Here is an 11,985-nt window from a genome sequence, read left to right on the forward strand (position 1 = left end):
AAACCCTTGACCCCCAAGTCTCCTGCCTGACTTTGGTGACACGGGGCAACGAGCAGATCATCGAGCAGATCATGAAGCAGCTGCACAAGCTGATTGACGTGATCAAAGTCAGCGACATCAGCGAAGGCGAGTACGTCGAGCGCGAGATGGTGCTGATCCGCATGAAGGCTGAGGCTGGCACGCGGGCCGAGGTGCTGCGGGTGATAGACATCTTCCGGGGCAAGGTGGTGGATGTCAGCCCGACTTCCTACACCGTGGAAATCACTGGCTCCGAGTCCAAAGTCCGGGCGGTGATTGACATACTGCGGCCCATCGGCATCAAAGAGATCGTCCGCACCGGCACGGTTGCCATGGCCCGCGCGCCGAAGAAGTAGACTGAACTCATCTCGAACTATAGTTCGAGTTTATCTCGAATGCTCATTCCAGTCTCCTTCGAATACTCATTCGAGGGAGACTGGAATACTAATTCGAGATTGCCTCGAATACTCATTCGAGATCATCCCGATGCTTGGTTCCAGTTTGTCTCGAACCAAGGTTCCAGTTTCCGCGCTCCTGCTCTCCCCTGATCACACCCCATGAAAACCCCTGAATTCTCTGTGGCCAAAGAGGGCCTGCCCTTCATCCTCTTCGCCGCTTTTGCCGCGCTGCTCTGCGCTGCGCTGCAATATCGCTATGCAGCCTTTGCCGGGCTGGCAGTGACGGCCTTTGTCACCTACTTCTTCCGCGACCCAGAGCGCACTTTGCCGGAAGACAGCGGCGCGCTCGTCTCCCCGGCGGACGGCAAGGTCATCCGCATTGAGGAACTGCACGACGACCGCTTCCTGCATCAGGACGCGCTGCGGATCTCCATCTTCATGAATGTCTTCAACGTGCATGTCAACCGCATCCCTTTGGCAGGCGCAGTGCGGCGCGTGGTCTTTCAGCCGGGCCGCTTCTACGCTGCTGATCAGGACAAGGCCGCTCTGCACAATGAAAGCTGCGCCGTGCTTGTTGCAACCGCAGCCGGGCAGCAGTATGCGGCAGTGCAGATTGCCGGGCTGATCGCCCGCCGCATTGTCTGCCGGGCCGAGCCGGGCGATCAGGTGCGCACCGGCCAGCGCTACGGCCTGATCCGCTTCGGCTCGCGGGTGGATTTGTATTTGCCCAAGGGCAGCGCGGCGATGGTGCAAGTCGGGCAGAAGGTGAAGTCGGGCGAGACAGTGATCGGGCGGCTGCGGCAGGACTGATTGATGTGCGGCAAAAAAAGAAGCCAGCAGGACGGCTGAGTGACGTGATGAGGCGTAATGTGCTGAAATGCTGGTGGGCGAGGCGGGATTCGAACCCGCGACCTTTGGCTTCGGAGGCCAACACTCTATCCAGCTGAGCTACCCGCCCGCAGATGAGAGCCGCGCCGGATTCGGCTGCTCTGGCATCTGAGCCGCTAATATAGTATTATTGAGGGGAGTCTGCAAATAAAAAAACTGCGCCGGGCAGGAATTCTTCTCCGTTCCGTCGACGCAGCCTGTTTCCCTTTCCGCCCGCCCGCCTTTTCAGAGCCGCATGCTGACAAAAAGACTGCTTGAACTCGCATTCGTCTTCCTTTTCCTTCTGCTGGCCAGCGCCGCCCTCTGGTTCACGGATGCTGACCGGCTGATCATCGCCACGCTGGTGCCGCGAGATCTGTCCATCGCCGCCGTGCTGCCCGCCTCAAGCTGGGCCTGGCCTGCGGGCAACATCTTTCCTTGGAGCCAGCTCTACCATTGGGCGGCGGTTCCGGCGATGCTGATCGCCGCCGCCGCACTGCTGGCACTGTTGGCCGGTTTTGTCGCCGGACGCTGGACAGACTGGCGCAGACCGGCGCTGTTTATTCTCCTCTTCATCGCCGTCGGCCCCGGCCTGACCGTCAATCTCCTGCTCAAAGAACAGGTTGGCCGGGCGCGGCCCCGCGAGATCGTCGAATTCGGCGGCAGCCATCAGTTCACTCAGTTCTGGCAGCCCGGCGACGCAGGCGGCAACAGCTCCTTCCCCTCCGGCCACGCGGCCATCGCTTTTTTCACCATCGCGCCGTGGTTCGCCCTGCGGGGACGGCATCGAAAAACAGCGGCGGCGTTTCTTGGCCTGGGGCTGACGTTCGGCGTTTTGGTCGGCATCGCCCGCATCCTGCAAGGCGGGCATTTTGCCAGCGACATTCTCTGGGCAGGCGGGCTGCTGTATTTGATCGGCGGCGGACTGGCCTTGCTGATGGGTCTGGAGGCGGCGGAGCAGGAAGCTGAATTTCTTCCGTCCGGTCAGGCCCGACCGGACAGGGCAGAATCATGAGAATGCCGCCCCAAAAACAAATCAGAGGAAAACATTAAAAAAACAGGTGACATGGCTGTGCGGACGGATTAAGATGGGCCTGTTTTTGAACTCCCATCCCTTCGCTCAAGGAGACCGCAATGAAAGCCGCGTTGCACCTGTTTGCCAGCATGTTGGCGTTTTTCGCCCTGCTGGCTACCACACCAGCCGCCGGGCTGGCTGATGACAACTGCCCTTCGGCAGAGAATCTGCTCAAATTCGCTGCAACAGAATCCGTGCCCGCCGCGCCCCTGCTGCCAGCCTCTGTTGCAATTGCCGCCGGTTTTCAGCCCGGCTCCGGCGCTCCGGCAGGCCAAGTGCAGAGCCTTCAAGGCACCGTGCTGGTGATCCATAAAGGCGGCGCGGAAGCCTATGCCCTGCAAAGCGGCTCCCCGATTTTCAACGGCGACACCCTGATCACTGCGAAAGACAGCCGGGTGACGATGGAGCTGCGCGACAAAAGCGCGGTGACGCTGACAGCGTATTCCAAATTAGTGATTGACCGTTCGCTTTACAATCCCGACGCAGGCCGCCGGGACACCAAGCTCCAGCTGCTGCTGGGGCGGCTGAGAACTGTGGTCTCCAAAGTGACCGGCGACAGCGCCTATCAGGTGCGCACCCCGACTGCGGTCGCAGGCGCACGAGGCACCGATTTCGCCCTTGCCGTCGGCCCGGCGCCGCACAAGCCCTCGGTACTGATGACCGTGCTGATCACAGGCGGCGGCTCTTCAACCGTGGAACTGAGCGGAGCGGGCGGCAGCTCGTCGCTGGTCGGCCCGGAGTCTGTCACCGGCGCGGTGGCTGACTGCGCGGTCTGTGCAGCTGAGCCTGTTGGGCCAGAAGCCAAAAAGACCCTCAGCCGCATCGCCCCGGAATTGGACAGCTTTGCCGCCGCGCCAGGCGCATCCGCCTCATGGAGCAAGAAATTTCTTGAGGAGGAGGAGCAGTTCGGTCTTTATGTGGCAGTGGAAAACGCGCTGAACAAAGGCATTGCTCCGGCGGAAATCCTCGCCTTCATAACCCAGAACAGGGAGAAGCTGACTCATCCTTCGATGAAGGCCCTGTACTGCTCCGGCGTGGACCGCGAGCTGGTGGAGACAGCGGCGGAGCAGCTCGGCATTTCAAAGTTTGAGTCAGGCCGGGCCTTCACAGAGAGTCAAGCCGAATGCGGCTCAAAAATCGCCCTCGAAGATCGCGATATCGTTGAGCCGCCCTCGGTTGCGGAAAAACCGGATCCCGCTGATCTCCGCGAGAAAAGAGACGTGCCACCTTTAGAGCCGCCTCAGCCTGCCGAGCCGCCCAAGGAGGACGGCGCTGAAAAAAAAGACGGACAGGACAGCAGGCCGCCGTTTGTCGCTGTTCCGCCTCCTGTTGATCCGAGCGAGCTGATCGACTATCCTGACGACAGCAGCGGCCCGGTGGTCAGTCCGTCCAAACCGCGTCATTATGATGAGTATTAACGCCGCCGGGATTTGAGCGCATGGCTGCCGCTGGCAGAAAGCGCTGCGGCGCCGCGCAGCTGGCCCGCATGGTCGGCGCGGCGGCCTCGCTCGCTCTGACTCTTGTCTCCTTTTTTGATCCGCCCCTGCTGGAGGAGCTGCGGCTCAAGTCCTTCGACCTCCTCCTCCGGCAGCTGCCCGCGCCGCTGGCCAAGCCGCCGGTGGTGATTGTTGACATTGACCCGCGCAGCCTGGCCCGATTCGGCCAGTGGCCGTGGCCGCGCAGCCGGACAGCGGAGCTGATCAGCCGCATCGCCGCCGCCCGGCCCAAGGTCATCGGCTTGGACATTGTTTTCGCCGAGCCGGACCGCAGCTCGCCCGCGCGGCTGGCCGAAGAAGCTGACGCGACGGCGATGCCTGCGGCGGCGCGGGATTATCTGAACCGCCTGCCTGACCCGGATCAGGTGCTGGCCAAAACGCTTGCAGACAGCCCGGCGCCGGTCATTCTCGGCCATCTCTTCACCAGCCGGGGCGCGGTCGAGCGCAAGACCGCCGAACCCCGCAGCGGCGGCTTTCTTCTCAAAGACCATGACCCTGTTCCCTTTCTGCATCAGTTCGCCGCTGCGGACACCAATCTGCCGCTGCTGGAGCGGGCCGCCCAAGGCAGCGGCTTTTTTAATATCGTCCCGGACAAGGATGCGATTGTCCGCCGCCTGCCCCTGCTGATCAGTTTCAACGGCGAGCCGAATCCCAGCCTGACGCTGGCCATGCTGCGCGCGGCAGAGGGCGGTGCCGCGCCAGTCGTGGTCGAGAGCAATGAGAACGGCGTGCGGACGGTGCAGGTCGGCCCGCACCGCATCCCCACCACCCGGCGGGGGGAAATGCTGGTCAATTTCAGCAAATCAGCCCATGCCGAGGATCAGGTCGATCCGGTTCACCGGCTGGCCTATCTTTCCGCCGCCGACCTGCTTGACGGCGCATTGACATCAGCGGAGCTGGCCCTGTTGCGGGATGCCTATGTGATCGTCGGCACGTCCGCGCTCGGTCTTTTCGACCTCATCGCCGTGCCGGTGAGCGAGGTTTTTCCCGGCGTGGAATTTCACGCCCAAGCCCTCAACACCATCCTCACCGGCAGCTTCCTCCACCGGCCTGAGTGGATCCGAGGGCTGGAGCTTGTCCAGCTCGCCGCGCTCGGTCTGCTGCTGGCCCTGCTGCTGCCGCGCACCGGCGCCGCTGTCGGCGGGCTGCTGACCTTCGCCGCAGCCGCAGGCTGCATCGTCTTCTCGGTCTGGATGCTGGAGCGGCACCGCTTCTTGGTTGACATGGTCACTCCTGTCGCCGCGTCCCTGCTGCTCTTTTCCGTCCTCACCTTTATCAACTATTTTGTCGAAGAAAAAGAGGCGCAGCGGCTGCGCTCCGCCTTTGCCCAGTACCTTTCCCCGGAAGTGGTGGAGGAGCTGGTGAAGAATCAGGACAGCGTGGTGCTGACTGGCGAGGAGCGCGAGCTGACTATCCTTTTTTCCGACATCCGCAGCTTCACCAGCATGGCGGAGCGGATGCGGCCTGAAGCCCTCTGCGCCTTTCTCAACGAATACCTCACGCCGATGACAGCGGCGGTGATGAACCGGCGTGGCACAGTGGACAAATTCATCGGCGACGCGGTGATGGCCTTCTGGAACGCCCCGCTGACCACGCCGAGCCATGCCCGCCATGCCTGCGAGTGCGCCTTGGCGATGCTCAACGAGCTGGAGGCACTCAACCTTTCCTGGCTGAAGCGGGGCCTGCCCGCCATCCGCATCGGCATCGGCATTCACTGCGGCATGGCGCGGGTCGGCAACATGGGATCGCAGCAGCGTTTTGAATACACGGTGATCGGCGACACAGTCAATCTCGCCTCCCGGCTGGAGGGGCTGACCAAACTTTACGGGGCGGAGATTATCGTCAGCGGCGCGGTGTTCGACGCGCTGGAGCCGGAGGGCCAATTCCTCTTCCGCCGGGTGGACACGGTGCGGGTGGTCGGCAAAAGCGAGCCGGTGGCGATCTATCAGCTTTTGGGTGAACGAGAACATATCGTTCTTACTGAAAAATTTCTGCTGCACAACGCCGCCTTGGCACTGTACAGCAGCGGCGATTTTCACGAGGCGGGTCAGCTTTTTGCCCGCCTGGCCGAGCAGCAGCCGGAAGAAGACAAACTTTGCAAGCTGTACATCGAACGCTGCCGCCTGCTGGCCGAAAATCCGCCGCCGCACTGGGACGGCATCACTGATTTGCGGAGCAAGTGAAGGCAACGCCGTCTGGACGACATCCCGCAGGAGCAGCACACCCTCAAAGATGGTCCTGAGCTGCTGGCCAGTGGACAGTCAAGGCAGCAGACCGGGTTGGATTACTCCTGAGCCTGCCACCCGGTCGTCCTCATAGAAAACTGCGAACTGGCCCGGCGTGACCGCCCGCTGCGGCTCGTCAAAGCGCAGCCGCCAGCAGCCGTTTTCCGCAGGCATGACCTGCGCCTCGGCGGCCTGATGGCGCGAACGGAGCTGCGCCCGGCCCCGCCACAGCGCAGGCGGCGGTATATGCCATTCCACCTCGGCCAGCAGCAGCTCGCGCTGGAACAGCTCCTCGTTTTTGCCGACCAGCACCCGGTTGCCCGCCCCATCCAAGCCGGTCACGTACCACGGGGTTGCGTCCGGCAGGCCCAAGCCGCGCCGCTGGCCGACCGTGTAGTTCCAGCAGCCTTGATGCCTGCCTATAACCCTGCCGTCCGCCGTGACAATCTCGCCGCTGCGGGCCTCCAGCCCTTCTTGGCGCAGGAACGAGGGCAAATCCTGCCCGGCGAGGAAGCAGACATCTTGGCTCTCGCCGCCCGCCTTGAACTGGCTGAAGCCCAGCTCCGCCGCCCGTGCGAAGATCTCGCTTTTCCGCCATGTTCCCAGCGGTAGGATCAGCCGTTTCAGCTGCGCCGCGCTCAGGCGGCAGAGGAAATAGGACTGGTCTTTGCCCGGATCGAGGCCACGGCGCAGGCAGCCGCCCTCAGTCCGCGCATAATGGCCGGTGGCCATCGCCTTCATGCCTTTGGCGGCCATCGCCTCGAAAAGCAGGCCGAATTTGATCAGGCGGTTGCAGAGGATGCAGGGATTCGGAGTCAGGCCGCAGCGGTAGGCGGCGGCAAAGGCGGCGATGACCTGCTGACGGAATTCCTCCCGCAGGTCAACGAGATGCAGCGGAATGCCGAGCTGATCGGCAACAGCCTGCGCCTTGGCGGCCTGTTCTCCGCTCTCCGGCAGCAGGAGCATGAAAAAGCCCTGCACGGCAAAGCCTTGCTCCAGCAGCAGGGCGGCGGCGGTCGTGGAGTCAACCCCGCCGCTGAGGGCGATGCCGATAACAGACGGAGGAGCGGGCGGCATCCATTCTGCGGAAAGTTTCAGTTGCATTGGACACTCTTGGCTTTTGATCAAAGGAAGGCCCCTATTTTACCAAAATTCTGGCAAACCAGAATAAAAAAAGGCGGCCTGAACCAAGGCCGCCCGTCATGCCGCGCCGCAGAGAAGGCGATTTATTTTTTATTGCAGACCACCGCGCTGGCGACAATTCTGAGGCTGGCTCCCGCGCCGCTTACCTTGACTTCATAGCTGTCCACCAGAGCGTTGTTCAACCCCTCATGCGCATTGCCGTACTCGCTGGGCAGCGCAGCGCCGACATTGCTTTCCCCCACATGCAGATAAGTTGCGCTCATCGCCGCCTCGGCAGTCATCTTGAAGGTGACTGCAACTTTTTCACTGAGATAGGCTGCGGTCAGCTCGCCGACGCGAACCGCCTTGCTCAGGTCGTTGCCTGCCGCGCCGGTGTAAAGCGGCTGTGTCACAGTCTGCCCTTGATTCAAAGTGAGCTGCCAGCCCCAGAGTGTCATCGGCAGCATGTCATCCAGTTCGGTCTGGCCATAGGCGAAGGCCGTGCGGCAGCTGCCGCCAGCGTCCCGGCAGATGATCCAGCCGTTCTCGTCAATGCCGACCATGAAATCGCCTTCATAGCACTGCGTCGCCGGAACTGCCGCAGACTCCGCTGTGGATTGCGAAGCAAGCATGACAAGGTCTGAAGATGTTGACGGACATTCGCAGATGCCCGCCGGCCCTTGCGGCCCCTGCGGCCCGACAGGGCCAGTCTGCCCCTGCTGCCCCTCAGGCCCCCGAGGGCCTTGCGGCCCAGCCGGGCCGGCAGGACCTGCGGCACCTTGGTCGCCTTTCGGACCCTGCTGGCCAGCGGGGCCAGTGTCGCCTTTCTCACCCTGCGGGCCTTGCGGGCCGACCTCACCCTGAATTCCCTGCGGCCCAACAGCACCGGTCTCGCCCGTCGGCCCTTGAGGCCCGGCGGGGCCTGCCGGGCCGACAGCACCTGCCGCTCCTGTGTCGCCTTGAGGGCCAGCGGGACCCGTCGGGCCGGTTTCACCCTGAATGCCCTGCGGGCCAGCAGCTCCGGTGTCGCCTTTATCGCCCTTGTCACCTGTGTCCCCCTTCACACCTTGGATCCCCTGCGGCCCAACAGGGCCAATCGGGCCGACATCGCCTTTCTCACCCGTGTCGCCTTTCAGACCTTGAGGGCCAGCGGGACCCGTCGGGCCAATTTCACCCTGAACTCCCTGCGGCCCTGCGGGGCCAGTTTCACCGATGTCGCCTTTCTCACCTTTAGCGGCCAGCAAATCCCAGCAGCCCACTGGCGCAGGGTCAAAAGCAGGTTCCACGCCTTCGATGGATTCACAGCAGGTGTTCACGTAGCTGCTGCCGCCGCGCTGAACAACGCTGCCTGCCGCATAAATCTGCGTTTCCTGCCAAGCACCCTGCCAAGAGAGCGGCCTGTCGGCGCAATTTTCGTCCGGCGGCAGGGTTTTTCCAGCGCAGACAGCAGCTTGGGCTGCTGCCAGATACAAGGTCTCGCCCGCATAAACGGAGACATCCAGCTCGTAGCTGTCCGCCGTGCTGCCGTTCAAATCAGCGTGATTGTACTTGCTGTACTGGCCGTGGGCCGTGGTTGGAGCTTTTTTGTCACTCAAGTAAAAGCTGGTCTCGTTCATGGCATAGCCGTCCAGCATGGCGAAATTCAGCTTGAGCAGGCCGTTCTCATAGCTGATTGACAAAACGCCTGCCACAGTGCCGGAGGCTGTCTTATTTTTCTCAATTCCTGTATAAACAGGCACAACAAAGCTGCTGCCGTCAGAAACTGTGATCTGCCAGCCGCGCTCCCACGGCCCGCCGCCCGGAGTTTCGTTGAATTTTTTTTCGCCGTAGGCATAGGCCGTGCCGCAGTCCGGCTCCTCAGCCTGCGCCCCGTCTGCTGTCAGCAACAGCGCGGTCAGGCATAATGCTGCAATTTTTTTCGCTTTCATGACATTTCTCCCTTGGCGCCGCAAATTATTTTTTCTTGCCGCTTGCTTGCCTGATTATACCGCATTTCCGCTTTTTTCACAATCAGAACCGGCTCGCTTCACGCCCTGATTATTTAGGAAACAGAGATATTTTCTGCTGTTGCTTGGCAAAAGAAGGTATTTTCAATTTTTTGCTCATGCAAAACAATGCGGCTCCGCCACAGAGCGGCGGCGACACGGGATTTTTCTTTTATTATTGCATCATAGATGCGAAAACAGCGGGCAGCCGCGCTGCTTTGGGCAGGCCCGGCATCTGCGGCCCGTGATTGACAAAAGCGGTCTGCGCCGAGTATGGTTCCTTCAGCATCCTCTTGTTTGCGCGGCAAGCCGCTTTTCTTGAACTGGCTGAAAACCATGTGCGTTGATCTTCACACCCACTCCGTTTATTCCGACGGCACCGCCACCCCGCTTCAGCTCATCCGCATGGCGGCGGCGAGCGGGCTGACCGGCTTTGCCCTCACCGACCACGACACCGTGGAAGGCGTGGCTGAGGCCATGCGGCTGGGCACTGAGCATGGCGTGGACGTGCTCAGCGGGCTGGAACTGAGTGCTCGACACGGCGAGGGCTGCATCCATATCCTCGGCTACGGCGTGGATTTGGCCAATCCTCAGCTTTGCGCAGCCTTGGCCCGGCTCCAGCAGGGCCGCGCAGAGCGCAACGTGCAGATATTGGACAAGTTAGTCAAGCTCGGCATCGCCATAACGATGGAGGAGACCGAGCGGCTCTCCGCCTGCGGCCAGACCGGCAGGCCGCACATCGCCCGCCTGCTTTTAGCCAAAGGCTACGTGCAGAGCCTCAACCACGCCTTCACGCTCTATCTTGGCAGAAACAAAGCGGCCTGGTGCGGGCGATTTGCCTATTCAGCGGCGGAAACTATTGCTATAATACACGAAGCTGGCGGCGTGGCAGTGCTGGCCCATCCCGGCATCATTGACCCGGAGCTGAAAGCGCAGCCGCAGCTTGTCCGCGAGCTGGCGGAACGACATCTGGACGGCATGGAGATTCACTATCCCGGCCATAATTACAACATGATCCAGCTTTTCAGCGGACTGGCGAAACAGCACGGCCTCATAGCCACCGGCGGCAGCGACTATCACGGCGACAGCCGGATCAAAGGGCTGGCCGGCAGGGCGACCGGATTTTTTCCGCCTGACTCGATCATGGAGCAGCTCCGCGACCGCCTGCGCGCCCCCCGAACTTCGACCTTGAACGCATCAGACCATGCAGACCATACTTGTTGTTGACGATGAACCGAATTATCTGATTGTTCTTTCTGAACTGCTGCGCGACGAGGACTACGAGGTCTTCACCGCCGACTGCGGCCCGGCAGCCCTGAAAGTCGCCCGCGAGACCGATCTCGATCTGGTGCTGACGGACATGAAGATGCCGGGCATGGACGGCATTGAGCTGCTGGCCAAGCTGAAGGAATTCAACCGCCACCTGCCGGTGATTCTCGTCACTGCCTACGCCGAGGTGGGCAAGGCGGTGCAGGCCATGCACCTCGGCGCCTTCACCTATCTGGCCAAGCCCTTCTCCAACGAGGCCCTGATAGCCGCCGTGCGCAAGGCGGTGGAGCATTACAGCCTGATCCGCGAGGTCAACCGGCTGCGCAGCGAGGCCGCGCCAAAATCCGGCTTCGGCGGCATGATCGGCAAAAACCCAAACATGCTGGCTGTGTACCGGCTGATTGAGAAGGTGGCCCCGGCCCTGTCCTCAGTGCTGATCACCGGCGAGTCCGGCACCGGCAAAGAGCTGGTCGCCCGCGCCATCCACAACCTCAGCCCGCGCAGAGAGGCCCCGTTTATCTCCGTCAACTGCGCTGCCCTGTCCGAGCATCTGCTCGAAAGCGAGCTGTTCGGCCACGAGAAAGGCTCCTTCACCGATGCCGCCTACATGCGCAAGGGCCGCTTCGAGCTGGCCGACACCGGCACGCTCTTTCTCGATGAAATCGGCGAGATGGCCCTGCCCCTGCAAACTAAGCTCCTCCGCGTCCTGCAAGAAAAAGCCTTTGAGCGGGTCGGCGGCAGCCGCACCATTCAGGTCGATGTGCGCATCCTCGCCGCCACCAACAAGGATTTGAAGGACGAGGTCGATAAAGGCAATTTCCGCGAGGATTTGTACTACCGCCTCAACGTCATTCGCATCCAGATGCCGCCGCTGCGTGATCGGGTGGAGGACATTCCCGCTTTGGTGCATCATTTCTTGGAGAAGAACAGCCTGCGGCTGGGCAAGGAAAAGTTCGAAATCACGCCGGAAGCCATGCGGCTTTTAGTCAGCCTGCCGTGGGAGGGCAATATCCGCGAGCTGGAGAACACCATCGAGCGGGCGGCCATCCTCTGCAACAACTGCCGCATCGAGGCCGAGGACGTGCAGCCGGATTCCAGCCATCTCCCCTCTCCGCAGGAATGGAGTTCCGGCGTGGAGCTGGATCAGTTCGTGCCTGCCGGGCTGCCGCTGGCCGATGTCCTCAACGGCATTGAGGAAAAGCTCGTCCGCCAGGCTTTGGACGAGGCGGACCAGGTGCAGGCCAGAGCGGCGGAGAAGCTCGGCATCACCAAGAGTCTGCTGCAGTACAAGATGAAAAAGTATAATCTCCAGCGGAAGAAGAAGTAGCCCTTGTGCGGCGATATTGGGCACAGGGGTGTCAACGACATCAAAACCTGCCGCCTTTTCTCGGCAGGACAATTTTCAGGCAGTCCTCGCTGGCCGCAAAGACCGGCTCCGCGCCGTTGTGCTGCCGCATCAAAGGAATGACCTTGGTGCGCACACCCATTCCTCTCGCGTCAACATAGCCGTAATCGCGCAGAATCTCCATG

10 protein-coding genes, 1 tRNA gene and 1 pseudogene are annotated in these 11,985 nt (G+C 61.7%); 7 read left to right on the forward strand and 5 right to left on the reverse strand.

Annotation, left to right across the window (positions count from 1 at the left end; all coding sequences use genetic code 11):
- The coding region (gene ilvN / locus ACNKH3_RS09715) for an acetolactate synthase small subunit (RefSeq protein WP_420209084.1) at positions 1-374 on the forward strand (374 nt) is incomplete at its 5' end.
- A 201-nt stretch (positions 375-575) separates the two neighbouring features.
- Positions 576-1,226, forward strand: coding sequence for a phosphatidylserine decarboxylase family protein (locus ACNKH3_RS09720; protein ID WP_420209085.1), 651 nt, complete (start codon positions 576-578; stop codon positions 1,224-1,226).
- 71 nt (positions 1,227-1,297) lie between these two features.
- Here the strand turns inward: ACNKH3_RS09720 and ACNKH3_RS09725 are convergent.
- Positions 1,298-1,374: transfer RNA gene (locus ACNKH3_RS09725), tRNA-Arg, on the reverse strand.
- A 165-nt stretch (positions 1,375-1,539) separates the two neighbouring features.
- Here ACNKH3_RS09725 and ACNKH3_RS09730 point away from each other — a divergent pair.
- From ACNKH3_RS09730 to ACNKH3_RS09740, 3 genes are all read left to right on the forward strand, one after another.
- Positions 1,540-2,298, forward strand: coding sequence for a phosphatase PAP2 family protein (locus ACNKH3_RS09730; RefSeq protein WP_420209086.1), 759 nt, complete (start codon positions 1,540-1,542; stop codon positions 2,296-2,298).
- A 119-nt stretch (positions 2,299-2,417) separates the two neighbouring features.
- A complete protein-coding gene (locus tag ACNKH3_RS09735) occupies positions 2,418-3,776 on the forward strand; it encodes a FecR domain-containing protein (RefSeq protein ID WP_420209087.1) in 1,359 nt (452 codons plus the stop codon).
- Between the two features lie 20 nt (positions 3,777-3,796).
- Positions 3,797-6,037, forward strand: coding sequence for a CHASE2 domain-containing protein (locus tag ACNKH3_RS09740; RefSeq protein ID WP_420209088.1), 2,241 nt, complete (start codon positions 3,797-3,799; stop codon positions 6,035-6,037).
- A gap of 78 nt (positions 6,038-6,115) precedes the next feature.
- On the opposite strand, the gene mnmA is transcribed toward ACNKH3_RS09740, so the two are convergent.
- The 3 genes from mnmA to ACNKH3_RS09755 all read right to left on the reverse strand — a co-directional run bounded on the left by mnmA (position 6,116) and on the right by ACNKH3_RS09755 (position 9,524).
- On the reverse strand, positions 6,116-7,183 hold the full coding sequence (gene mnmA / locus ACNKH3_RS09745; RefSeq protein ID WP_420209089.1) for a tRNA 2-thiouridine(34) synthase MnmA: 1,068 nt from the start codon (positions 7,181-7,183) through the stop codon (positions 6,116-6,118).
- 122 nt (positions 7,184-7,305) lie between these two features.
- Entirely contained in the window at positions 7,306-9,129 is a 1,824-nt protein-coding gene (locus ACNKH3_RS09750; RefSeq protein ID WP_420209090.1) for a hypothetical protein, read from the reverse strand.
- Between the two features lie 113 nt (positions 9,130-9,242).
- Complete coding sequence (locus ACNKH3_RS09755; RefSeq protein ID WP_420209091.1) at positions 9,243-9,524, reverse strand: hypothetical protein; 282 nt, start codon at positions 9,522-9,524, stop codon at positions 9,243-9,245.
- On the opposite strand from ACNKH3_RS09755, the gene ACNKH3_RS09760 reads away from it, so the two are divergent.
- Together ACNKH3_RS09760 and ACNKH3_RS09765 are read left to right on the forward strand one after the other, a co-directional pair.
- Entirely contained in the window at positions 9,505-10,413 is a 909-nt protein-coding gene (locus ACNKH3_RS09760; protein ID WP_420209092.1) for a PHP domain-containing protein, read from the forward strand. The genes ACNKH3_RS09755 and ACNKH3_RS09760 overlap by 20 nt on opposite strands.
- Entirely contained in the window at positions 10,391-11,782 is a 1,392-nt protein-coding gene (locus ACNKH3_RS09765; protein ID WP_420209093.1) for a sigma-54-dependent transcriptional regulator, read from the forward strand. The genes ACNKH3_RS09760 and ACNKH3_RS09765 overlap by 23 nt, the downstream gene beginning before the upstream one ends.
- Before the next feature lie 40 nt (positions 11,783-11,822).
- On the opposite strand, the pseudogene ACNKH3_RS09770 reads toward ACNKH3_RS09765, so the two are convergent.
- Positions 11,823-11,985, reverse strand: a pseudogene (locus tag ACNKH3_RS09770) (transcriptional regulator); the annotation flags it as partial.

The sequence above is a fragment of the Candidatus Electronema sp. JC genome, assembly GCF_048287365.2.
Classification (GTDB): domain Bacteria; phylum Desulfobacterota; class Desulfobulbia; order Desulfobulbales; family Desulfobulbaceae; genus Electronema.